This window comes from Aeromonas veronii bv. veronii, from assembly GCF_000820225.1.
In the GTDB taxonomy this organism is placed as follows: domain Bacteria; phylum Pseudomonadota; class Gammaproteobacteria; order Enterobacterales; family Aeromonadaceae; genus Aeromonas; species Aeromonas veronii.
The window spans coordinates 1-23153 of record NZ_CDDK01000036.1 but is presented as its reverse complement, the minus strand read 5'-3'; the positions used below and the strand labels follow the sequence as shown (position 1 = coordinate 23153).

Sequence of the window (23153 nt, the reverse complement as noted above, 5' to 3'; positions counted from 1 at the left end):
CTGGCAATGGAAGATGCGGCCCGCAGGCCGCATGGAGGATCCTTAGAGGGCGCCCAGTTCGCGCAGGGCAGTGGCGAGCTTCTCTTTCATCGCGGCCTTGTCGACCATGTTGTCGAGGGCCACCAGACGGCCGTTGACGCCCATGGATTGCAGCTGCTCGGCGATGTCGCGGGTGGCGACAAAGATCTCGGCGGTTTCACTGCCGGCGGAGGCCAGATCGCGGTGATCCACTTCGGCGGTGACTGCCAGCTCTTTCAGGATGCTCTTGATGCTCATCTCCATCATCAGGCTGGTACCCAGACCGTGACCGCATACAACCAGAATTTTCATTGTCTCTTCCTCTGTCAGGTGCGCCGTGGCGCAGATCAGTAGCGCGCCAGAATGCGCAGGATGTCGTCTTTGGTGTCGGCCGCAATGATGGCCGCCACGTCCTCTTCATTCATAAACAGCTCGGCCAGCTGGGCGATGGTCTCCACATGGGAGTTGCTGTCGCTGGCGGCCAGGGTGATCAGCAGCCTGATCGGGTCGTTGCCCTCGGAATCGAAGTTGACCCCCTGCTTGATGACGGTCAGCCCCAGACCCAGCCGGTTGACGCCGTCTTCGGGGCGAGCGTGGGGCATCGCCAGACCGGGGCCCAGCACGTAGTAGGGGCCGAGCTCTTCATGAGAGCGAAACAGCGCCGCTACGTAGGAGGGTTCGATGGTGCCATTGGCCAGCAGGGGCGCCGTCGCCAGCTCGATGGCGTGACGCCAGTCGCGGGCTGCGGGTTCGATGCGGATGACATCCTCGGTCAGCAGTTGAGTCAGCATGGTGGTGATCCGGCTAGTTAAGATGGCGCCAATCTATCGATCTTGCGGTGGTGAAACTGTGAGAGTGATCGCGAAAGTTAGCGCTATCAGATAGCGCTAACATCAAACTGTGATAGCGCTATCACTTCACCCATTAACGGGAGTCATCTTGCCCCCGTGATCCGGGAAAGAGGGTAGAATCGGCCTTGAGCAAATGGTCAGTGGCGCTCTTTTGCCTTAAAGTGAGCAGCCGCAAGTCGAGGATGGGATGGATGTCAGAAGCAAAGAAGCGCCGTAGCACGGGTCGGGTGACCCTCAACGATGTGGCCCAGCTGGCTGGTGTGGGGGCCATGACGGTTTCCCGTGCCCTGCGCACGCCGGAGATGGTCTCCGACAGGATGCGCGAGCGCATCGAAGCTGCGGTGGAAGAGCTCGGCTATATCCCCAATCGGGCCGCCGGGGCGTTGGCCTCAGCGACTTCCCAGACCATCGTAGTGATCGTCCCGAGTCTGGCGGAAGCGGGCTGTGGCGAGATGATCGCGGGACTGCAACAGACCCTGCTCGAGGAGGGTTACCAGATCATGCTGGGGGATGCCCAGCATCTGAAACAGCAGGAAGAGAGCCTGCTGACCAGCTTTTTGCAGCACAATCCGGCGGCGGTGGTGCTGTTTGGTGGCGATCCCGGCGAGACGATCCGTACTCGCCTGAAAGCCTCCCGCCTGCCGGTGGTGGAAGTGGGTGCAATGGCCCGCAGCCCCATCGACATGAATGTGGGAGTCTCCAACTTCGATGCCGGTTATCAGCTCACCCACCACCTTATCGAGCGGGGCTACCGCAATATCGGTTTTCTCTGTGCCCGTCAGGAGCAGTGGATGCTGCAACAGCGGATGCAGGGCTGGCAGAAAGCGCTGCTCGACAACTACCTCTCCCCCGATGCCATCATCAACACCTCGGAGCGGCCCAGCTTCAGCACCGGTGCCACCATGCTGGGTGAATTTCTGCTGCGCTGGCCCGAGCTGGACGCGCTGATCTGCGTTAACGACGAACTGGCGGCCGGGGTACTGTTCGAGTGCCAGCGTCGCCATTTGAATGTGCCGGGCAAACTCGCCATCGCCGGATTTGACGATCTGGATGTGGCGCGCGCCTGTTATCCGACCCTTACTTCGGTCAGGATCCCCTATCGCAAAATGGGGCAGGAGGCTGCCGAGCTGATCCTGCGCCAACTGGCCGGGGAGCCCGTGATTGGCACTGCTCTGGCTCTCGATTTTCAACTGCAAAAGCGTCAAAGCAGCTGATCCCCGTTTCACACGTCATCAAAGAGGCAACCATGTTCAAGGCTCTGTTACTGGAAAACCAAGACGGCAAGACTGTACCGACTCTGACCCGGCTGGCCGAGAGCCTGTTGCCGGAAGGTGAAGTGCGGGTAGCGGTCGCTTACAGCTCCATCAACTACAAGGACGGGCTGGCCATCACCGGCAAGGGCAAGATAGTGCGTCAGTGGCCGCTGGTGCCCGGCATCGACTTCGCCGGTACCGTGCTCGAATCTGCCGACAGCCGCTATCAGCCCGGCGACAAGGTGGTGCTGACCGGTTGGGGCGTGGGCGAAGGGCACTGGGGCGGCATGGCCGAACAGGCGCGGGTCAAGGGGGACTGGCTGGTGCCGTTGCCCGCCGGGCTGGATGAACGGCAGGCCATGTGCATCGGTACCGCTGGTCTCACCGCCATGCTCTGCGTGCTGGCGCTGGAAGAGGCGGGTATTACACCAGATAGCGGCGAGGTGCTGGTCACCGGTGCGGCAGGCGGTGTGGGCTCCGCCTCAGTTGCCCTGCTGGCAGCCCTTGGCTATCAGGTGGCTGCGCTGACCGGTCGTCCGGAAGAGCAGGGCGCCATGCTCACTGCGTTGGGTGCCAGCCGCATCGTGCCGCGCAGCGAGCTGCTGGTGCCAGCCAAACCGCTGGAGAAGCAGCTGTGGGCCGCTGCCATCGATACCGTCGGCAGTCAGGTGCTGGCCAAGCTGCTGGCTCAGATGAACTATGGCGGCGCTGTGGCGGCCTGCGGGCTGGCGGGCGGTTTTGATCTGCCGACCAGTGTGATGCCCTTTATCCTGCGCAACGTGCGGTTGCAGGGGGTCGATTCGGTGATGTGCCCGTTTGAACGTCGTCAACTGGCGTGGCAGCGACTGGCACGAGATCTTCCCGCCAGCTTCTTTGCTCAGGCGGTCACCGAGATTGGGCTGGAGCAGGTAGTGGAGGCCGCCGAGGCCATCACGCAAGGCCAGATCGCAGGTCGCACTCTGGTCAAACTTTGAACTCTCTCTGACTGGCGAGCCCGACAATTCCGGATAAAATTGGAGTGCGGGTGAACTATCCAAGGAGAGTGAAGATGGGTGGACACAAGCCGGATTACGACTCCTCTGATGATGATTGGGAGCCGGATTCCTGGGAAGAAGAGCTGGATCAGTGGGAAGATGAAAGCTGGCAGGATGATGACACTTTCGATGACCAGTGAACCACGGCATTGAACGAACAGGCGGGCTTTGGGCCCGCCTGATTTTTTTGCCACGCTCACATGGCTGAGCGTTCGTCCTTGGTCAGGAGCGGGGCGCTGGGTAGAATGAACTGCCCAAATGACGCTCAAGGATGACTATGCGACTCACCATCATATTGTTGGCTGCCCTGCTGGGTGGCTGTGTCTCCAACGATGATCCCTGCGAGAAGGTGTGGAGTGAAGTGGGGGAGGCGGATGGCAAGCTGGGCTTCACCACCGAGCGGATCGAGTTCCATCAGGGCCAGTGTGGCAAGAAGGTGGATGCCGAACTGTGGAAGCAGGGACATCAGAAGGGATTGGCATGGTATTGCCGCCCCGAGCATCTCTATCTGGCTGGCCGCTCAGGCGAGGAGTATCGCGGCGTTTGCCCGAATGATACCCAGGCGCGCAGATTGTTCGAACAGGGGCGTCAGGGGTGGACAGATCAATAACGCCCTGACAGGGAGGGGCGTTACTCCTCTTTCAAACGCAGCGGCTGGCAGAGGTAACCCTTGTCATTGGCACTGCGGGCGCACTTGCTGCAGACAAACTTGGGTTTGCGCACGATTTTTCTCAGCGCCTTGAGATCGGTGGGGATCTCGTGACGGCGCCATTCACACAGGGTTTTGCTGCCCATAACGACTACCTCTACGACTTGACGGCCGTATTGTAATCGATTTTCATTTCGAATAAACCGGCAAAGCTCGCTTATTGGCCGATATGCCAATAAGCGATTGTTTCGGGATGGATTACTGGTAGAGGAACTTGGTGAAGATAAGCTCGCGCACCGCTTTCTTGCCGGTCTCTTTCACCAGCAGTTCGTTGACGGTTGTCTCGCACTCCTTGCGCAGCTCTTCTCGGTTGGTCAGGGACTTCACTTGATCGGCATTTTTGCTGCCAATCAGACGGATGATGGCATCGCGGATCAGCGGGTCATGCTGCTCCAGCAGCTTGAGATCGGCCTCGTTTTCCGCCATCAGCTCTACCGTGACCCGGATATAACCGAGGGTTTTGCTATCACTCAGGTAGTTGGTGATGATGTCGGGATCGAGCGCGTGGTAGGAGAAACCAGGCTTGGCAGCCCCCTCTGCGCCCTCGGCGGGCGGCTCATCTTCAGCCAGAGCTTGCTGCTGCAGGGCGCCACAGCTCAGTAACAACACCAGCAGAATTTTGAAGATCTTCATATAGATGGCTCATCAGCAAGAGATAACCCATTTTTGATGTTGCCATCGGGGCCGTCAAGCACGGATGTTCTTACATTTCGCTATTGATTTACGGATAATAAACCGGATTTTAACCTGAACACGGAAATCTCTGGATGGTGAAGCTGTGAAGTCCGAGTTGACTGTTCCCCTCACGCCGTTAAGCGGGTGGCTGGCCCCCGAATGTTGCGAATTGCCTGCCAGCTTGCGCCCCTGGCTGCTGGAGCCCGGCTCCATGACCCGGCGGCTGCGTCAGCACAATCGCCACTTTTCGGTGGAGTGGCTGGGCAATCACCCGGTCGCCCTTACTGCCGATGAGCAGTGGCTGGTGGATTCGGCCTCGCCGGCCGGTACCTGCCGCGAGGTGATCCTGCACGGGGATCGTGGGCCCGCCGTGCTGGGCTGGACCCTGTTTGCCGATGACGCACTGCAAGGGAGCGGCATTGCCGAGCTTGGCGAGCAGCCGCTGGGTGAGCGGGTATTTGGCCATGAGCCTGCCCGCCGCGATCATCTGCAACTGGCCCGTTTCGATATCGCCGCCAATCCCCGTTGCCCGGCCGCCACTGTCTGGGGGCGTCGTTCCCGTCTGTTTCTGGGGCAGTGGCCACTGCTGGTGCACGAGCTGTTTCTGCCCTCTCTCGTCTGTGACAAGGAGCTGGAGTGAATCTGTTAACCAAGGAGCGGGGACTTGCCTACATGCAGTTGGCCCGCGTCGACAAACCCATAGGTACTCTGCTGCTGCTGTGGCCAACCCTGTGGGCCCTCTGGCTGGCCGCCGGTGGCCTGCCCAATCTCTGGGTGCTGACCGTGTTTGTGGTCGGCGTCTTTCTGATGCGCTCGGCAGGGTGCGTGATCAACGATTATGCGGATCGCAACTTCGATGGCCACGTCAAACGCACCGCTGGTCGCCCCTTGCCCACGGGCAGAGTCAAGCCGTGGGAGGTGCTGGCGCTCTTCTTCGTGCTGGCGCTTATCTCGTTTGGTCTGGTGCTGACCATGAATCCGCTCACCATCGGTCTGTCGTTTGTCGCCCTGCTGCTGGCGGTGAGCTACCCCTTCATGAAGCGCTTTATCTCGAATCCCCAGCTGGTGCTCGGGATGGCCTTCTCCTGGTCGATCCCGATGGCCTATGCGGCGCAGGCGGATGCTCTGCCGCTGGTGGCCTGGCTGCTCTTCTTCGCCAACCTGCTCTGGACCGTGGCTTACGACACCCAGTACGCCATGGTGGATCGGGATGACGACCTCAAGATCGGCCTCAAATCCAGCGCCATCCTGTTTGGTCGTTACGACAAACGGATCATCGGCGTACTGCAACTCTCGACGCTGCTGTTGCTGCTGGCGGTCGGGCAGCTGATGACGCTGGGGGGCTGGTATTACTGGGGATTGCTGGGGGCGGCGGTGCTGTTTGTCTATCAGCAGCGGCTCATTCGCGAGCGGCAGCGAGAAGCCTGCTTCCAGGCGTTTCTCAACAACAACTATGTGGGGGCGCTGGTGTTTGCCGGTCTGGTGCTCGATTACCTGCTGGCGTGACATGTTCCCGCGCAGACTCCGATAAAAATGAAGGCCGCATCATGCGGCCTTCATTGTTTGCGTTGCAGATTAGAGCTGATTGCCTGCCTGAATGGTGCGGCGGATCTTGTTGCTCAGCAGCGGCACTATGTTGTCGGCCAGCGCCTGGAAGCGGCCGAGATCCGGCTTGCACTCGGGGGAGAGGTAGCCCTCCTTGCGCAGCGTGTGGATCAGGGTGCTGAACAGCTTCTGGTCGAAGAACTCGGGGGCGTTGATGCCGTGCAGGGTGCCGAGGCGCTCTGCCATCATCAGGCCGTCCGCCTCCAGCTGCTCCGCCTCGATATGGGGCTGGGCCAGTACCCGGGTCAGCACGATGGCGTAGCGTTGCAGGGTCTCCTGAATGCTCTCCGCCAGCAGCAGCAGGCGCATCTGGTTGGCCGGATTGACCCAGTAGCCGTCATCGCAGGTCTCGATCAGTTGCTGGGTCTGCAGTGCGTCGAGCAGGCTGTCGACCAGCGCTGGCAGCTCCTCCTCTTCATAACGCAGGAACAGCTCGGTCTTGAGCAGCGGATAGATGTCGATGCAGCGGGCCATGATCTCGCTGCGGGAGATCCCCTCGCACCGTTCAATCAGTGCCGCCACCAGAGAGGGCATGGCAAACAGGTGGAGGATGTTGTTGCGGTAGTAGGTCAGCAGGATCGCCTGATAGCGGTCGAGACTGATGATCTGCCCCAGCTTGTCCTCGCTCACCTCGAACTTGTTGAGCTCCATCGCCTGATCCAGCAGGGTCTTGGCATCCTCATCCGGAATGGTGCTCTGCGGGCTGTAGGGCACCGCCTTGAGCAGATCCAGATAGGTGTTGAGCTGGGCCTGCAACTCGTCGCGGGTCAGGGCGTGGCGCTCGGCGGCCAGCAGCGCCAGCGCACTCAGGGTCAGGCCGTTGACCGCGGCAGCGCCGTTGATGCGGGTCATCAGCAGTTCGGCCAGATTGTTGACAGTGCCCGCCATCCACTCCGGACGCTCCTCTTCCCCGATGTGCTTTTTCCAGTCGGGGATATGTTCGCTCAGGTAGCTGTTGAGAGTCAGCGGCTCGCCGAAGTTGACGAAACCACGGCCGTAGTTGCGCAGCTTGCGCAGGATGCCGAGCACCTGCAGGAAGCTCTCTTTCTCCTTGCGGCTCCCTTTGAGCTCGTTGTGGTAGGTGTTCACCTCCATCACGTGCTCGTAGCCCAGATAGACCGGCACCAGAGTGACCGGCCTGTCCAGCCCGCGCATCATCGCCTGCAGGGTCATCGCCAGCATGCCGGTCTTGGGCGGTAGCAGACGGCCGGTACGGGAGCGACCACCTTCGGTGAAGAACTCTACCGAGTAACCCTTGGCAAACAGCAGGTTGAGGTATTCACGAAATACCGTGCTGTAGAGCGGGTTGCCCTTGAAGGTGCGGCGAATGAAGAAGGCGCCGCCGTGGCGGAAGATGGGGCCCGCCGGCCAGAAATTGAGGTTGATGCCTGCCGCGATATGGGGCGGCACCATCCCCTGGTGGTAGATGACGTAGGAGAGCAGCAGGTAGTCCATGTGGCTGCGGTGGCAGGGAACGTAGACGATCTCGTGCCCTTCCTGCGCCAATTGGCGTACCTTCTCGGCGCCATTGACCGACAAACCGCGGTAGAGCTTGTTCCACAGCCAGCCGAGGAAGCTCTCGCCCAGGCGGATCAGCCGGTAGGAGAAGTTGGAGGCGATCTCGTCCATGTAGCCATGGGCACGCTTTTGCGCCTTCTCGAGGCTGATCCCTTCGCGCTGGGCCTCCTCTTCAATCGCCTGCTGGATCACCGCGGAGTCGAGCAGTTGCTTGAACAGCAGGTTGCGGTTCGGCAGTTTCGGGCCGGTGGCAGCCAGCTGCTGACGGCTGAAGTGGGTACGGGCAACTCGCGCCAGCTTGTGGGCGATCGCCTCGTCGGTGCCGTGCTTGTCGGCCATATAGCGCAGGGAGAGGGGCGGCGAGAAGCGCACCAGATTCTCGCGACCCTTGAGGATCACGATGAGCGCCTTCTTCAGCCGGTTCGGCGCCAGGCTGCTGATGATGTTGAGGCCGGAGGCTTCTTCCCCTTCCCGACCCGGAGCGCGGCCCCAGAACAGGGTGACGGGCACCACCTGGATATCCAGCTCGGGATCCTGCTTGTGCAGATCCAGCAGCTGGTGGAACTCCTGCAGGAAGGGGAGCGGTTTGCTGCGTTTGCCAAACAGGGGAGGCGGACGGTCCAGACAGACATAGCGCGGCAGCAGCTGGCCGTTGAGCTCCAGCGGCGTGAAGGGGCCGGGCAGACCGAGATCCTCGCAGCACTGCTGCAGGGTCATCAGGTCGGTGATCGAACTGGTTTTCAGGGCATAGACGATGGGTCTGGCCGGATCCAGATTGAGTTCTGTGATGGGATTTTCCGGCAGGCTCTTGTGATTGACCAAGCCGCTGACCGGCCATTGCAAGATGGCTCTGGAAATCTTCTGTCCTAGGGACATGTGCGTCTGCTCTCCAAAAAAATGCGGCGTGAGCATAGCAAATCGACAGCCCCTTGTCGCCGAGAGGTACGATGAGTCGGCTGCGCAGGATCAAAACAGTAGTAAATGAGGGGTCGGTTGCGACAAATGTCAGCTGCGCCTTGCCTTGGCCACTGCACTGTATATACTGCCAGTGTGCTGTATAAAAAGACAGGTGCCAATTCTATGAAACCCCTTACCCCCCGCCAGGCCGAAGTGCTGGAGCTGATCAAGGTGAACATGAGCGAGACCGGTATGCCGCCGACTCGTGCCGAGATTGCCCAGAAGCTTGGTTTCAAGTCGGCCAATGCGGCCGAAGAACATCTGAAGGCCCTGGCCAAAAAAGGGGTCATCGAGATCATGCCGGGCACGTCCCGCGGCATTCGCCTGTTGCTCGAAGAGGAAGAGGTGCTGGAAGAGAGCGGCCTGCCGCTCATCGGCAAGGTGGCTGCCGGTGAACCCATTCTGGCTCAGGAGCATATCGAGAGCCACTATCAGGTTGATCCCGCCCTGTTCCATCCGCGCGCAGATTTTCTGCTGCGGGTGCAGGGGATGAGCATGAAGAACATCGGCATTCTGGATGGCGATCTGCTGGCGGTGCACAAGACCCAGGAGGTGCGCAACGGTCAGGTGGTGGTCGCCCGTCTCGATGAGGATGTCACCGTCAAGCGCTTCCAGCGCAAGGGCAGTCAGGTATGGCTGCTGCCGGAGAATGAAGAGCTCTCCCCCATCGAGGTGGATCTCTCCTGCCAGCAGCTCACCATCGAAGGGCTGGCGGTCGGGGTGATCCGCAACGCCGACTGGATGTAATCATCCCCGCCAACTGCGTTTGCCACACGGCCTCCTTCGGGAGGTCGTGCTGTTTCTGACGCACTTTCCCTGTCATATCAAATAGATCATCGGCGGCGGCATTTTTGTCCTGCGCGACCGGCTACCAATCATCCATTTCAGATATATGCTCAGATCAGTGCCCTGTCGCCGAGGCCGGGCTTGGCGCCTCCCTCTGACCATCGCAATGCATCGGTACGGGAGGGCCGGTAACAACGAGAATCGGGCAGAACACCTTCACGGGATATGAAGGGGGAGTGGGGAGATCCCGAGCCTTGTCAGGCAAAGGGGACCACTCGTAATGGTTGCAGATAGTCGTGACGGGCCTGTTCCCAGTTCAGGCCGACGAAGCAACATGACCTGTCGGTCAAGGAGGACTGGTATGGCATCAAGATCGCCATGGGATTCAGAGGCTGGGGCTGCGCCAGCGGAATCGTCAATCACCCGTTTTGTCAAAGGTAGCCGGATGACCTGGTTTTACGGTCTCTGGCTGCACCATCGTGGTTCGCACTGGACGCTCTGGCTGGGATGCCCGAAAGAGAAGGTGGTGCGTCTGGTGCTGCTGTTCAAACGGGGTCACGGTGATCGCCAGGGGGAAGAGGGCTGGCTGGCCCCCGTGATTCCCATCGGCGTGCGGGCCATCGGCAAGATGTTGCAGCAGGGACGCAACGTTCGCCCCTGAGCAGAAGAGACAAACAAATCCATCCATAACCGGCACCCGAGGGGGCCGGTTTTTTTATGGCCGCAACTGGCGATTAATTATGCCAAATGGTCGACTCCTGACAGGGCGTTGCACAAGGTTGAACCACCTTGGCGGCTCGCTGGGGTACAATGCCCCCCTCTTGTCCGGTCACTGCTGGCCATCTGCCTCGAACTGAAAGGGTCTCTTGTTATGATGAAGCTCCGCTATCCCCTGCTCTTTCTGCTGCTGACAGCCTGTCTGATTCTGGTGTTTTACGCCACGCAGCCAGAGCAGCCGGAACAGGCCGATTATTATCCGGCGGGGCGGGACATCAATGATTTTGCCTTTACCGATGCGGACAACCAGCCGTTCACCCCTGCCAACCTGAAGGGGCACTGGACCTTCCTGTTTGTCGGTTACACCTTCTGCCCCGATATCTGCCCCACCACCCTGGCAGATATGCGCTCCGTCTATGACCAGCTGAAGAAGATGGCGCCCGACAGTCAGGTGGTGTTTATCTCGGCGGATCCCCAGCGTGATGATATTCCACGTCTCAAGACCTATACCGCCTTCTTCAATTCCGAGTTCAAGGCGGCCACCGCCCCCCACGACAAACTGTTCCCGTTTGTGCGCAATCTGGGGCTGATCTACTCCATCGCCAATCAGGGGGAGAAGGATTATCTGATCGATCACTCCGCCTCCATCGTGCTCATCAATCCCAAGGGCAAGCTGCAGGCGGTATTCCGCCCGCAGGTGGCGCCGGGTCAGGTACCACGGGTGCAGATGGCCACCATGCTCTCTGACTTTTCCCGTATCCTGAAGCTGACAGGCAACTGAGCGTGACCCCAGCTGTTGCCCCCTGGTGGCGAGATCCCTCTCGCCACCGCGCCGTCTTTGCGCTCGCTCTGCCCATGGTTTTTTCCAATATCACCACCCCCTTGCTGGGGCTGGTGGACACCTGGGTGATCGGTCATCTCGGTCAGGCCTGGTTTCTGGGGGGCGTCTCGGTCGGTGCGACCCTGATCAACCTCATCTTCTGGTTGCTCGGTTTTTTGCGGATGTCGACCACCGGGCTGACGGCGCAGGCGCACGGCGCCGCCGACGGTCGTGCCCAGCTTGATACCCTGCTGCGGGCGCTGGGGCTGGCCATTGCTCTTGGCCTGGCGCTGCTGTTGTTGCTTTTCCCCCTGTTGCCACGGCTGATCGCCCTGAGTGGCGGTTCGCCCGAGGTGCAGCTCTATGCGGGCCAATACGTGGCGGTGCGGATCTGGAGCGCCCCGGCGGCGCTCTGCAATCTGGTGATCATGGGCTGGCTGTTGGGGATGCAGGATGCCCGCAGCCCCATGGTGATGCTGATCCTCACCAATCTGGTCAACATGGCGCTCGACGCCCTGTTTGTGCTGGGGCTCGGCTGGCAGGTGCGGGGTGTGGCGGCGGCCTCGGTCATGGCGGACTACTGCGCGCTGGCAGTCGGTATCTGGCTGGTACGCCGTCAGCTGGGGCAACTGGCGCCGACGGTGTGGCAGGATGGTTGGCAGCGCTGGCGGCAGCTTGCGCCCATGGTGCGGTTGCTCGGCCTCAATCGCGATATCTTCCTGCGCTCCCTCTGTTTGCAGCTCTGTTTCGCCTTCATGACTCTGCAAGGGGCACGACTGGGGGATGTGGCGGTGGCCGCCAATGCGGTGCTGCTCAACTTCCTGATGCTTATCTCCTACGGACTCGATGGTTTTGCCTATGCGGTGGAGGCCATGGTAGGGCGAGCCATCGGTCAGCGGGATCGGCAGAAACTGCGGGAGGCCATCGTGCTCAATCTGGGCTGGGCCGCCCTCATCGCCAGTGGTTTTACCCTGGTGTTTTCCCTCTTTGGTGCCCACCTTATCGGCTATATCACCGACATTCCGGCTGTGGTGGCGGAGGCAAATCGTCAGCTTCCCTGGCTGATCGCCATGCCCTTGCTGGCGGTCTGGTGCTTCCTGCTCGATGGCGTATTTATCGGGGCGACCCGGGCGCGGGAGATGCGCAACAGCATGTTGCTGGCCGCGTTTGGCGGCTTCTTCCCGATCTGGTGGCTCTGTCAGTCGTGGGGCGTGGCCGCGTTATGGGCGGCGATGGCGGCGCTGATGGTGGGGCGCGGTCTGTCGCTGGGGGTCACTTGCTGGCGGCTGGAGCGCAGCGGGCATCTGCTCGACGCCCGCCACTGATCATCGGTGGCGCTTACATGGCACCGTCGTAGCCGAGCTGGCGCCAGCTCTCGTAGACAAAGACAGACACCGCGTTGGAGAGGTTCATGCTGCGGCTCTGGGGCACCATAGGGATGCGCAGCCGCTGCTCGAACGGCAGGCTCTCGATGATCTCGATGGGCAGGCCGCGACTCTCCGGGCCAAACAGCAGGGCGTCGCCAAGGGCATATTGTGCTGCCGAGTGCGCGGTGCGCCCCTTGGTGGTGCAGGCAAACACCCGCTTGGGCGCCACGGCGGCCAGAAAAGCCTCATAGCTCGGCCAGCGCTTCACTTCGGCAAATTCGTGATAGTCGAGTCCCGCCCGCTTTACCCGCTTGTCATCCCACTCAAACCCCAGCGGCTCGATCAGATGGAGCCGGTAACCGGTATTGGCGCAGAGCCGGATGATATTGCCGGTGTTGGGCGGAATTTCCGGCTGGTAGAGGACGATATCGAGCATGACGAGCTCCTGCAAAGAGGTGTAAAGCCAAGAAGGGGCGCCAGCATACCCAGCGCCCGTCCGGATGAAAAGGATCAGGCGATGGGCAAGCGGATGGTGATGGTCAGCCCGGTCGGGTGATTGTTGCTGGCCGCAATGGTGCCGCCGTGGCGCTGTATTGCCTCCGAGGCGATGGCCAGCCCCAGCCCGGTGCCGCCAGTCTTGGCGTTGCGGGCATCATCGACCCGGAAGAAGGGCTGGAACAGCAGCGCCTGCTGCTCGTCAGGCACCCCGGGGCCGTCATCCCGAATGGTCATCACCCACTCCAGTCCCTCTCGATACCAGTCCACCTTGATGAACTCGCGGGCATATTTGAGGGCGTTGCGCAGGGGGTTCTCCACCGCCCGGGCCAGCAGCTCGGGCCACATCTGGATCGACTCTGCGGGCAGTGGCGGCAGTCTGAGCTGTTTGCCGCTCTGGTTTGCCTCGAACATGGCATCTTCGAGGATGGGCTCCAGCAGGTCGGCCAGCGGGTGTACCACCGGCGCCTCCACATGCTGCTGCACCCGCGACAGATCCAGCAGATCGCCGATCAGCTTGTCCAGCCGTCCGATCTCCGATTCGATCCGCGCCAGCTCGGCGCTGTCACCCTGCTTGCGGCGGATCAGCGCCTGCGCCAGTTGCATCCGGGTGAGGGGGCTGCGCAGCTCGTGGGAGATATCGGAAAGCAGCTGTTTCTGCTTCTGGATCATGCTCTTGAGTGTCTCCACCATGCGGCTGACGTTATCCGCCAGCTGGCCGATCTCGTCGCCCCGTCCCAGGTTGGGGATCTGTACCTCCAGATTGCCAGCCGCCAGTTGGGAGACCGACTTCTGCAACTGCAGGATGGGCCGGGTCAGCCGCCAGGCGAGCAGCAGGCAGAGCGGGGTGCTGACCAGCATCGAGATGCCCAGAATGCGGATCGGGTGATCCAGCACCTGTATGAACAGGAACAGGTAGGGGTTCTCGGCATTGAGGCCGAAATAGACGTGATAGCGATGGCCGTGGTGCTCCATCAGGAAGGGGCCGGCGATCGCCTTGCGATCCTCGTTGCCCAGCATGGGATTGGCCGGGTCATCGGCATCCACCATAAAGCGCACCACGAACTTGCGCGGATGGGTGGTGGACTGGATCTGCCCCTTCTCGTCGCGCAGGTAGACGTTGTCCACCGGCAGCATGGCGATCTTGTCCATCGCCTTGGCCAGATCGAAATCCTGATCCGGCTCGGCGGCGTTGAGCAGGGCCTGCACGTTGTTCTGCATCCGCGCCACTTCATGGGTCGGCAGCGGGATCTGGTTGCGGGGATCCAGGGTCGGCAGGCTGATCACGGCGGCCAGCATCACCAGCAGCATGAACCAGAACCAGAGGAAGATGTGGGTCGAGATCCCGTTGAGGGAGTTGATGCGCTCTATTCTTGCTCTAGCCACAGGTACCCGCGCCCCCGTACGGTTTTGAAGCGGGGCTGGCCATCGGTGCGGTCCGGCAGCTTCTTGCGCAGGTTGCTCAGGTGCATGTCGATGGCCCGATCGAAGGGTTCCAGCTTCTTGCCCAGCACCTGCTCGGAGAGGTGGCTCTTGCTGACGATCTGGCCGGGATTACGCAGCAGGCACTCCAGCAGGCCAAACTCGGTGGCGGTCAGCTCCAGCAGCTGTTCGCCGCAGCGGGCCTGCTGCAGGCCGGGTTGCAGCACGATATCCATGAAGTGCACTTCGTCGGAGGAGTTGCCGCGCTGGGGCGGGGCGCTCTGGGTACGGCGCAGGATGGCGCGTACCCGGGCCAGCAGCTCCCTGTCATCGAATGGCTTGGCCAGATAGTCGTCGGCACCCGCTTCCAGACCGTTGACCCGATCCTGGCTGTCACCGCGGGCGGTCAGCATCAGCACCGGGGTATCGTGGGTCTTGCGCAGCTTGGTCAGCATGGCAAAGCCGTTGAGCTTGGGCATCATCACATCCAGCAACACCAGATCGAAGCTCTGCTCCGCCAGCCGTTGCAGCCCCTCTTCACCATCCTCGGCGACCGTGACCTGAAATCCCTCCAGGGTCAGAATTTCGGTGAGCAGTTGGGTCAATTCAAGATCGTCGTCGACCAAGAGTATTCTGTTCATCTGGTGTTATTCCGCAGATTTTCGCGCCAAACTGACGCCGGGGTCAGGGTATAATAAGTTTTTCATCGCCAGAGGAAAGCCGGTTTTGAGCCATCAACAATATTCCCGTTGGGTGACCTTTGCCAGCATAGCGGCGGTCACCACCGCTACCCTGCTGATCATCGGCAAACTGATCGCCTGGCTGATGACCGACTCGTCGACCCTGCTGGCATCGCTCACCGACTCCTTCATGGATGTGAGTGCCTCCATCATCAACCTGCTGGCCATTCGCTATGCGCTGGCCCCCGCCGATGACGAGCACCGTTTCGGCCACGGCAAGGCGGAGTCGCTGGCGGGCCTCATCCAGTCGGCCTTTATCTCCGGCTCCGCCCTGCTGCTGGTGATGCATGGCATCTCCTCCTTGCTCAATCAGGCGCCTATCCTGCGGCTGGAGGCGGGTCTCTGGGTCAGCGGCGGATCCATCGTGCTGACCCTGCTGCTGGTCAGTTTTCAGAGTTTCGTTATTCGCAAGACCAACAGTGTGGCCATCAAGGCCGACATGCTGCACTACCGCTCCGATCTGCTGCTCAATGCCGGTGTCTTGCTGGCGCTGGTGCTGGCGGGGCAGGGGTGGTACTGGGCCGACGGCCTGTTTGCCATCCTGATCGGGCTATTCCTGTTGTGGGGGGCGGGACACATCGGCTACGAGTCGGTGCAGGCGCTGCTCGATCGTCAGTTGCCAGCGGAAGAACAAGCGAGAATAATGGCGCTCTGCTGTGCCGTAGAAGGTGTACACGGCGTACATGACCTGCGCACCCGTCAATCCGGGCCGACCCGATTCGTACAGTTGCATCTTGAACTGGATGATCAGATCCCCCTGGTCAAGGCCCATCAGATCGCCGATGAAGCCGAACTGGCGGTACGCCAGGCATTCGAGCGGATGGATGTCATCATCCACATGGACCCCATCTCGGTGCTGACAAAAGAACAACAGAGCCCTCACCCAGAACAACAGTAGGCTGCAACATGGATGAACTGGTTGCCAAAACCTGGCACAAAATTCAGCAAGAAGCGGAGTGCATGGCGGCCCAGGAGCCGATGCTGGCCAGCTTCTTCCACTCCACCATTCTCAATCACAAGAATCTGCGTTCGGCCCTCAGCTTCCAGCTGGCCAACAAACTCGACAGCGCCACCATGCCCGCCATCGCACTGCGCGAGGTGATCGAGCTGGCCCTGCGCAGCGAGCCCGAGCTGCTGACGGTAGTGGCGGCCGACATCTGCGCCGTGCAGGAGCGGGATCCTGCGGTCGATCTCTTCTCCACCCCGCTGCTCTATCTCAAGGGGTTCCATGCCCTGCAGGGTTATCGGGTCGCCAACTGGCTGTGGCGTCAGGGGCGCCGCTCGCTGGCCCTCTATCTGCAAAATCAGATCTCGGTGGTGTTCGGGGTGGATGTGCACCCGGCCGCCCGCATCGGCAAGGGGATCATGTTCGACCATGCCACCGGCATAGTGGTGGGCGAGACGGCGGTGATTGAAGATGATGTCTCCATCCTGCAGAGCGTGACCCTCGGCGGTACCGGCAAGGAGAGCGGCGATCGCCATCCCAAGATCCGCGAAGGGGTGATGATAGGGGCGGGCGCCAAGGTGCTCGGCAATATCGAAGTGGGCGTGGGCGCCAAAATTGGCGCGGGCAGCGTGGTGATCAATCCGGTGCCGCCTCATACCACGGTCGCTGGCGTACCTGCCAAGATCGTCGGCCGTCCGGAGTGCGACAAGCCTTCCCTGGATATGGATCAGTGTCTCTGATCTCCCGGCCGGAGTAGTCGATGGCCAAACGCTGGTCGGGTTATCTGATTTTGGGGATGTGGCTGCTCAACCTGCTCCATCTCTATCTGGGACTCTCCCCCTGGCCAGCGGCCATGGCGGCCTGGGGGGCGTCACTGCTCACCTGGCCCTGGCTGGTGGGAGCCGCCAAGCGGCAGGCGCTGGCCCTGTATGGCGCCGCCCTGCTGCTGCTCATCTTCTCCTGGTGGCAGGGCGCGCCCCTCACCGCCGGTGACTGGCTGCTGCCCAACATCAATATGCTCACCATGTTTGCCGCGGTGAGCACCCTCAACCTCGCCACCTCAGGTCTCTTGACCGGCACCACCTCCTGGACCGGGCGTAAAGGTCTGTGGAGCACCATGGCCAGCCTCAATCTGCTGGGGGCGGTCATCAACCTCTCGGTGTTGTTCATCATCGGCGATCGGCTGGAGCGCAATGGCACCCTGGAGCGGCGTCAGGTGATGGTGCTGAGCCGGATCTTCTGTGCCGCTGCCTTCTGGTCACCCTTCTTTGTCGCCATGGCGGTGGCGCTTACCTATGCGCCGGGCTTGCAGCTCTCCCATATTTTGCCGTTCGGGATCCTCGCCGCCTTGCTGGCGATGGGACTGACCGCCTGGCAGGTGGAGCGGATCGGGGTGGCCGACTTTGCCGGTTATCCGCTGCGGTTGCAGACCCTGGGGCTGCCGGTCACGCTGGCGTTGCTGGTACTGCTCATCAAGCAGATCTGGCCCCAGCTCGGCATTCTGGCGGTGATCGCGCTGGTGGCCCCGCTGCTGGCGCTGCTTTTTATGCCGAGGGCCGGGCGCAAGGCGGCCCTCAAGCGGCAGGTGGTGGAGCGCTTCCCCGCCATCGGTGGTCAGCTGGTGCTGTTTCTGGGGGCCGGTTTGCTGGCGGCAGGCATCAACAGTGCGTTGTCGGTCATCGATCTCGGTGCCGGTCACGGCTTGCCGCTGTTCAATCACTTTGGCTGGCTTGAGGCATCCCTCACTCTGCTGCTGATACTGCTGGTGGCCATCGTCGGGGTACATCCGCTCATCAGTATCTCCGGGCTGGCGCCGCTGCTCTGGCCGCTGGCGCCGGATCCCAGCCTGCTCGGCATGTGTTTCCTGCTGGGGTGGGGGCTTGCCACCGGCACCAGTCCGCTCTCCGGCTCCAATCTGGCGCTGGCCTCCCGTTACAACCTCAGTGCCGGGCTGATCCTGCGCTGGAATCTGCTCTATGGCCTGCTGATGTATGTGGTCGCCTGTCTATTGCTGGGGGCTTATATCGCCTTGCATGGATAACGGCGGCGCCGTCAGGAGGGGGCAAATGATGCGCAGGTGGCGGGGTCTTTTACGCACGGTTCAGTGTGTTGTCGCGGCTCGGACGCAGGATGCGAGAAAAATAGACGCATATTTAGACAATACATCTATGGAAGGCGCATTTTACAGCGCACTGGCTTGTTTGTGCCGATGCGCTCGGGGTATGCTGGCTTCACGCGCTTGAATCGCCCTCTGTGGGGCATCGCAATTGAACATACAGGTATGCATATGTCACTAGAAGTCCTTGAGCAACTCGAATCCAAAGTACAATCCGCTGTCGACAACATCTCCCTGCTGAAGATGGAGCTGGACGAGCTGAAAGAGCAGAACAGCAAGCTGCAAGACGAGAACCATCAGCTGCGCAACGAGCACACTGCATGGCAGGAGCGTCTGCGTGCTCTGCTGGGCAAGATGGATCAGATGGGCGAAACCATCTAATTCATCGCCTTCAGGCAGAATTGAAAACGGGCCGCTCCATGAGCGGCCCGTCTGTTTTTGGCAGGGTGAAGATTACAGCGCCAGCAGTTGCTTGACTGTCTTCTCGATGCCGTCTGCCGCCTCGACAATATTGTTGGCCAGCATGTAGGCGGGGGTGGAGATCACCTTGCGCTCCTGATCCACTACGAACTCGTTGACCGGGCAGTTGAGATGGCTGCCACCCATCGCCTCGATGGCGTTGGCGGTGCCTTCGTCATGGCCGATGGTCGCCAGCGTCCCGGCACCATAGATCAGCGGGATCATGGCGGGCGCGATGCAGATATAGGCGGCCGGTTTGTTGGCTTTGGCAAAGCTCTGGCATGCTTTCAGCACATCGGGCTGGATCTGGCACTCGGCTCCTTTGATAGCAAAGTTACACAGGTTTTTGGCCGCGCCAAAGCCGCCGGGCACCAGCAGCGCGTCGTAATCGGCCGCATCCAGCTCGGCCACATCCTTTATCTGGCCACGACAGATGCGGGCCGCTTCGACCAGCACATTGCGGCTCTCTCCCTCGCTCACTTCACCGGTCAGGTGGTTGATGACATGGAGCTGCGCCACGTTCGGGGCGAAGCACTGGACGGCGGCTCCCTGACGGGCCAACGCCAGCAGGCTGATGACGGCCTCGTGGATTTCGGCCCCGTCAAAGACACCGCAGCCACTCAAAATCACGGCCACTTTTTTCATGGCAAACTCCTCGTTGTTGAAAATGTGAGCCAGGATGGATTGTTGTACTTTTGTATGGTTATCGCTCGCCCTCCGCTGGTCAAGTCATCTTGCTGTGCTAGGATTGTTTCGTTTTGGATCCTGCCGTACCTACTCCCTTAAATCTTTTTCCACATTGATCGAGATCATTCCAACTGTCTTGCGATCGGTTTTTACGATCTCAATTAACTGTTTTTAATGGATTTTTATATTCTTATGCACAGTTTTATCACTGTGCACTCTGATGCGCCCCATTTTTGAACACAGACTTATCCACAGACTGAGTCCCTGTATCAGGCTCTGTGTGCTGTTGCTGCGCCCCTTGGTGTGAGGGGGGCCCTGTGGCATCCTAGCGGCTGTTTATCTCTGGCAGGACGATTTCATGGCCCCTAGCAACCCCCTTATTCTGGTCGACGGCTCCTCTTATCTTTACCGCGCCTTCTTCGCCTCCCAGCAGGCTGATCTGCGCACATCGACCGGTTTGCCGAGCGGCGCCGTCCGTGTCATGGCCAACATGATGCGCAGCCTGCGCAAGCAATATCCTGATTGTCATGTGGCCGTGGTGTTTGATGCCAAGGGCAAGACCTTCCGCGATGACATCTATCCCGAGTACAAGGCGACCCGTGCCAGTATGCCGGACGATCTGCGCAGCCAGGTTGCGCCTATCCACCAGATGATCAAGGCGATGGGCTTCCCCTTCCTGATGGTGGAAGGGGTTGAAGCCGACGACGTGATCGGCACTCTGGCCCGCCAGGCGACCGAGAAGCAGCTGCCGGTGCTGATCAGCACCGGTGACAAGGATATGGCACAGCTGGTCTCCGACCATGTCACCCTGATCGACACCATGAAAGATGTGAAGACCGATCGGGAAGGGGTGATCGAGAAGTTTGGCGTGCCGCCCGAGCTCATCATCGACTATCTGGCCCTGATGGGTGACAAGGTCGACAACATTCCCGGCATGACCGGTGTCGGCGAGAAGACCGCACTGGCCCTGCTGCAGGGGATTGGCAGCATCGACGATATTGCCGCCAACCTCGACAAGGTGGCCGCGCTCGGCTTTCGCGGCTCCAAGGCGTTTGCCGACAAGTTCCGCGAGCAGGAGGAGCAGGTTCGTCTCTCCTATCGACTGGCGACCATCAAGACCGACGTCGAACTGGAACAGAGTCTGGAAGAGCTGTTGCTCAAGCCGGTCGACAAGGAGTCCCTGCTGGCGGTCTATCGCGAATACGAGCTGCGCAACCTGATCAAGGAGCTGGAATCCGGTGGTGAAGAGGGCAGCGAGAGCGCCGGACAGGACGAAGCTGGCGATGAGAGCGCCGCTCCGGTTGCCGCCATCGAAACCGACTACCGCTGCATTCTGGACGAAGCCGAGTTTGACGGCTGGCTGGAACAGCTGAAAGCGGCACCGCTGTTTGCCTTCGATACCGAAACCACCAGTCTCGACTATATGGAGGCGCGGATCGTCGGCGTCTCCTTCGCGGTTGAAGCGGGTAAGGCTGCTTATGTACCGTTTGGCCATGACTATCTGGGGGCACCGGTACAGCTGAGCGAGGCCGTGGTGCTCGGCAAGCTCAAACCGCTGCTGGAAGATCCGACTTGTCTCAAGGTAGGGCAGAACCTCAAGTACGATCGCAACGTTCTGCTTAACCATGACATCGACCTGCAGGGCATTGCCTACGACACCATGCTCGAGTCCTACGTGCTCAACTCCACCGCCAGCCGCCACGACATGGATTCGCTGGCCAAGCGTTACCTCGGGGTCGAGACCACCTCCTTTGAAGATATTGCGGGCAAAGGAGTGAAACAGCTCACCTTCAACCAGATCGAGCTGGAGCAGGCCGCTCCCTATGCGGCGGAAGATGCCGATATCACTTTGCGCTTGCACCAGACCCTGTGGGGTCAGCTGGAGGCCGTGCCGGGTCTCGCCAAGGTATTCAGTGAGATCGAGCTGCCGCTGCTGCCGGTATTGGCGCGGATGGAGTTGCTCGGCACCACCATCGATCCCAAGCTGCTGCACCAGCAGAGCCAGGAGATCGAGCTGCGCTTGGCGGAGCTGGAGAAGCAGGCCCATGAGCTGGCCGGGCAGGAGTTCAACCTCTCCTCGCCCAAGCAGCTGGGGGAGATCCTCTTCACCAAGCTGGGCCTGCCTATCATCAAAAAGACGCCGAAGGGGGCACCGTCCACCGCAGAAGAGGTGCTGGCCGAGCTGGCGGAGACCTATGAGCTGCCGCAACTGCTGATGGAGCACCGTGGGCTGGCCAAGCTCAAGTCCACCTACACCGACAAGTTGCCGCTGATGATTAAGCCGCAGACCGGGCGGGTACACACCTCCTATCATCAGGCGGTAGCGGCTACGGGCCGTTTGTCATCATCTGATCCCAACCTGCAGAACATCCCGGTGCGCAACGAGCAGGGGCGCCGGATCCGTCAGGCCTTTATTCCGAGCGCCGGTTACAAGCTGGTGGCGGCGGACTACTCCCAGATCGAACTGCGCATCATGGCGCACCTCTCCGGTGATAAGGGGCTGCTGACCGCCTTTGCCGAGGGCAAGGACATCCACAAGGCGACCGCCGCCGAGGTGTTCGGCGTGGCGATCGATGCGGTCACCACCGATATGCGCCGCAGTGCCAAGGCGATCAACTTCGGCCTCATCTATGGCATGAGTGCCTTCGGTCTGGCCAAGCAGTTGGGGATTGGCCGCGCCGAAGCGCAGAAGTACATGGACCTCTACTTCGAACGCTACCCGGGCGTGCTGGAGTATATGGAGCGTACCCGTCAGCAGGCGGAAGCCCAGGGCTATGTCGAGACCCTGTTTGGTCGTCGCCTCTATCTGCCGGATATCAAGTCCCGCAACGCCGGTCTGCGCAAGGCAGCCGAACGGGCCGCCATCAACGCACCCATGCAGGGTACGGCTGCCGACATCATCAAGCGCGCCATGATCAACGTGGACAGCTGGATCCGCGGTATCGAGGATGAGTCGATCCGCATGCTGATGCAGGTACACGATGAACTGGTGTTCGAGATCCGCGAAGAGAAGCTGGAGGAGTACATCGCCATCATCAAGGAGAAGATGTCTGCCGCAGCCGAATTAGATGTGCCGCTGGTGGTGGAGGCGGGCACCGGTGACAACTGGGATCAGGCTCACTGATTTCCGGTCAGCCGTTCTGCACGGTTATATAGCTATATAAGAAGCGAAGCCCGGCATTATGCCGGGCTTCCTGTTTCTGCCAGCCCTATCAGGTCTCTTGCAGATACTCATCCTTGAGCAGCACATAGTTGTCGGCCGAGGTCTTGAGGAAGGCGATCTCGGCGGGTTTGAGTGGGCGAGCCTGTTTGACGGGATTACCTATATATAGAAAGCCCGATTCGAGTCGCTTGCCCGGTGGCACCAGCGAACCTGCGCCGATCATCACATCATCTTCAACCACGACGCCATCAAGCAGAATGGCACCCATGCCGACCAGCACCCGGTTGCCGATGGTGCAGCCGTGCAACATCGCCTTGTGACCCACAGTGACATCTTCACCGATCAGCAGCGGATAGCCGGTCGGGTTGCTGGCGCTCTTGCGAGTCAGGTGCAGCACAGTGCCGTCCTGAATATTGCTGCGGGCGCCGATGCGGATATGGTTCACATCCCCCCGTGCCGCCACCATGGGCCAGATGCTGGCATCATCGGCCAGCTCGATATCGCCCACCAGTGTTGCGCAGGGGTCTACATACACCCGTTTGCCCAGTTGCGGGCATTTTCCCTTGTAGGGTCTCAGTCGCAAGTCCATCTTGGCCTCCTTGTTTTCGGCCATTCTAGCAACCAGAAGGGTGTTTCTGTGGATAAGTTTGTATAAAAGCTGTGGTTGGATATGAATAACTAAAAAAGTGCTGTTTTTTGCAATTTTATTGCAGATAAGGGGTTGCCAGAAAGAATCTGTTCCCTATAATGCGCCTCCATCGACAGGGCAAGCGGCAACGCAGAAAGCCAAGTCGATAACCTCGAAAAGCCCTTGA

25 protein-coding genes are annotated in these 23153 nt (G+C 60.5%); 15 read left to right on the top strand and 10 right to left on the bottom strand.

Features of this window, described 5'->3' with window-relative positions; translation table 11 throughout:
- Positions 1-42: 42 nt before the first annotated feature.
- Entirely contained in the window at positions 43-330 is a 288-nt protein-coding gene (locus BN1139_RS15295) for a PTS sugar transporter subunit IIB (protein WP_005356014.1), read from the bottom strand.
- 35 nt (positions 331-365) lie between these two features.
- Complete coding sequence (locus BN1139_RS15290) at positions 366-809, bottom strand: PTS sugar transporter subunit IIA (protein ID WP_005356016.1); 444 nt, start codon at positions 807-809, stop codon at positions 366-368.
- Between the two features lie 251 nt (positions 810-1060).
- Here BN1139_RS15290 and BN1139_RS15285 point away from each other — a divergent pair, with 251 nt between their 5' ends.
- From BN1139_RS15285 to BN1139_RS15275, 4 genes are all read left to right on the top strand, one after another.
- A complete protein-coding gene (locus tag BN1139_RS15285; RefSeq protein ID WP_005356020.1) occupies positions 1061-2083 on the top strand; it encodes a LacI family DNA-binding transcriptional regulator in 1023 nt (340 codons plus the stop codon).
- A 32-nt stretch (positions 2084-2115) separates the two neighbouring features.
- On the top strand, positions 2116-3096 hold the full coding sequence (gene acuI, locus BN1139_RS15280; RefSeq protein ID WP_005356023.1) for an acrylyl-CoA reductase (NADPH): 981 nt from the start codon (positions 2116-2118) through the stop codon (positions 3094-3096).
- Positions 3097-3170: 74 nt separating this feature from the next.
- A complete protein-coding gene (locus BN1139_RS21875) occupies positions 3171-3296 on the top strand; it encodes a hypothetical protein (RefSeq protein ID WP_005339521.1) in 126 nt (41 codons plus the stop codon).
- 137 nt (positions 3297-3433) lie between these two features.
- Positions 3434-3766 carry a DUF2799 domain-containing protein gene (locus BN1139_RS15275; RefSeq protein ID WP_005339523.1) on the top strand — a complete coding sequence of 111 codons (333 nt, stop codon included), beginning with the start codon at positions 3434-3436 and terminating at the stop codon, positions 3764-3766.
- A 20-nt stretch (positions 3767-3786) separates the two neighbouring features.
- On the opposite strand, the gene BN1139_RS21675 is transcribed toward BN1139_RS15275, so the two are convergent.
- Together BN1139_RS21675 and BN1139_RS15270 are read right to left on the bottom strand one after the other, a co-directional pair.
- On the bottom strand, positions 3787-3951 hold the full coding sequence (locus BN1139_RS21675; RefSeq protein ID WP_005339525.1) for a hypothetical protein: 165 nt from the start codon (positions 3949-3951) through the stop codon (positions 3787-3789).
- 112 nt (positions 3952-4063) lie between these two features.
- Positions 4064-4498: a flagellar basal body-associated protein FliL gene (locus tag BN1139_RS15270; protein WP_005339527.1), complete on the bottom strand. Its 435-nt coding sequence runs from the start codon at positions 4496-4498 to the stop codon at positions 4064-4066.
- Between the two features lie 145 nt (positions 4499-4643).
- Here BN1139_RS15270 and BN1139_RS15265 point away from each other — a divergent pair, with 145 nt between their 5' ends.
- Both BN1139_RS15265 and ubiA read left to right on the top strand, forming a co-directional pair.
- Positions 4644-5180 carry a chorismate--pyruvate lyase family protein gene (locus BN1139_RS15265; RefSeq protein WP_005339534.1) on the top strand — a complete coding sequence of 179 codons (537 nt, stop codon included), beginning with the start codon at positions 4644-4646 and terminating at the stop codon, positions 5178-5180.
- Positions 5177-6046 carry a 4-hydroxybenzoate octaprenyltransferase gene (ubiA, locus tag BN1139_RS15260; RefSeq protein WP_005356031.1) on the top strand — a complete coding sequence of 290 codons (870 nt, stop codon included), beginning with the start codon at positions 5177-5179 and terminating at the stop codon, positions 6044-6046. The genes BN1139_RS15265 and ubiA overlap by 4 nt, the downstream gene beginning before the upstream one ends.
- A gap of 69 nt (positions 6047-6115) precedes the next feature.
- On the opposite strand, the gene plsB is transcribed toward ubiA, so the two are convergent.
- The gene (gene plsB / locus BN1139_RS15255; protein WP_005356040.1) at positions 6116-8539 is read right to left on the bottom strand and encodes a glycerol-3-phosphate 1-O-acyltransferase PlsB; all 2424 of its coding nucleotides are present in this window, start codon (positions 8537-8539) and stop codon (positions 6116-6118) included.
- Positions 8540-8743: 204 nt separating this feature from the next.
- Here plsB and lexA point away from each other — a divergent pair, with 204 nt between their 5' ends.
- The 4 genes from lexA (at position 8744) to dinF (ending at position 12268) form a co-directional block, all read left to right on the top strand.
- Positions 8744-9367 (top strand): transcriptional repressor LexA, encoded by a 624-nt coding sequence (gene lexA, locus BN1139_RS15250; RefSeq protein ID WP_005339540.1) that lies wholly within the window; start codon positions 8744-8746, stop codon positions 9365-9367.
- Positions 9368-9851: 484 nt separating this feature from the next.
- A complete protein-coding gene (locus tag BN1139_RS15245) occupies positions 9852-10067 on the top strand; it encodes a hypothetical protein (protein ID WP_005356042.1) in 216 nt (71 codons plus the stop codon).
- A gap of 210 nt (positions 10068-10277) precedes the next feature.
- Entirely contained in the window at positions 10278-10904 is a 627-nt protein-coding gene (locus BN1139_RS15240; protein WP_005356049.1) for an SCO family protein, read from the top strand.
- A 2-nt stretch (positions 10905-10906) separates the two neighbouring features.
- Entirely contained in the window at positions 10907-12268 is a 1362-nt protein-coding gene (gene dinF / locus BN1139_RS15235; RefSeq protein WP_013724202.1) for an MATE family efflux transporter DinF, read from the top strand.
- Positions 12269-12281: 13 nt separating this feature from the next.
- Here dinF and trmL read toward each other — a convergent pair whose 3' ends face one another.
- The 3 genes from trmL to BN1139_RS15220 all read right to left on the bottom strand — a co-directional run bounded on the left by trmL (position 12282) and on the right by BN1139_RS15220 (position 14868).
- The gene (trmL, locus tag BN1139_RS15230) at positions 12282-12746 is read right to left on the bottom strand and encodes a tRNA (uridine(34)/cytosine(34)/5-carboxymethylaminomethyluridine(34)-2'-O)-methyltransferase TrmL (RefSeq protein ID WP_005339545.1); all 465 of its coding nucleotides are present in this window, start codon (positions 12744-12746) and stop codon (positions 12282-12284) included.
- Positions 12747-12820: 74 nt separating this feature from the next.
- Positions 12821-14191: an ATP-binding protein gene (locus BN1139_RS15225; RefSeq protein WP_005356054.1), complete on the bottom strand. Its 1371-nt coding sequence runs from the start codon at positions 14189-14191 to the stop codon at positions 12821-12823.
- Complete coding sequence (locus BN1139_RS15220; protein ID WP_005339549.1) at positions 14173-14868, bottom strand: response regulator; 696 nt, start codon at positions 14866-14868, stop codon at positions 14173-14175. Before BN1139_RS15220 ends, BN1139_RS15225 begins: the two co-directional genes overlap by 19 nt.
- 85 nt (positions 14869-14953) lie before the next feature.
- Here BN1139_RS15220 and fieF point away from each other — a divergent pair, with 85 nt between their 5' ends.
- The 4 genes from fieF to BN1139_RS21555 all read left to right on the top strand — a co-directional run bounded on the left by fieF (position 14954) and on the right by BN1139_RS21555 (position 18410).
- A complete protein-coding gene (gene fieF, locus BN1139_RS15215) occupies positions 14954-15865 on the top strand; it encodes a cation efflux pump FieF (RefSeq protein ID WP_005339551.1) in 912 nt (303 codons plus the stop codon).
- Between the two features lie 8 nt (positions 15866-15873).
- Positions 15874-16653 (top strand): serine O-acetyltransferase, encoded by a 780-nt coding sequence (gene cysE / locus BN1139_RS15210; RefSeq protein WP_005339552.1) that lies wholly within the window; start codon positions 15874-15876, stop codon positions 16651-16653.
- Between the two features lie 20 nt (positions 16654-16673).
- Entirely contained in the window at positions 16674-17954 is a 1281-nt protein-coding gene (locus BN1139_RS15205; RefSeq protein ID WP_005356062.1) for a hypothetical protein, read from the top strand.
- Positions 17955-18200: 246 nt separating this feature from the next.
- The gene (locus tag BN1139_RS21555; protein WP_005339554.1) at positions 18201-18410 is read left to right on the top strand and encodes a cell division protein ZapB; all 210 of its coding nucleotides are present in this window, start codon (positions 18201-18203) and stop codon (positions 18408-18410) included.
- A 72-nt stretch (positions 18411-18482) separates the two neighbouring features.
- Here BN1139_RS21555 and elbB read toward each other — a convergent pair whose 3' ends face one another.
- Positions 18483-19133: an isoprenoid biosynthesis glyoxalase ElbB gene (gene elbB / locus BN1139_RS15195; protein WP_005356063.1), complete on the bottom strand. Its 651-nt coding sequence runs from the start codon at positions 19131-19133 to the stop codon at positions 18483-18485.
- 400 nt (positions 19134-19533) lie between these two features.
- Between elbB and polA the strand changes: the two genes are divergently transcribed.
- Positions 19534-22299, top strand: a complete 2766-nt coding sequence (polA, locus tag BN1139_RS15190) for a DNA polymerase I (protein ID WP_005356064.1) — start codon at positions 19534-19536, stop codon at positions 22297-22299.
- Positions 22300-22387: 88 nt separating this feature from the next.
- On the opposite strand, the gene BN1139_RS15185 is transcribed toward polA, so the two are convergent.
- Entirely contained in the window at positions 22388-22927 is a 540-nt protein-coding gene (locus BN1139_RS15185; RefSeq protein WP_005356065.1) for a gamma carbonic anhydrase family protein, read from the bottom strand.
- Between the last annotated feature and the right edge of the window lie 226 nt (positions 22928-23153).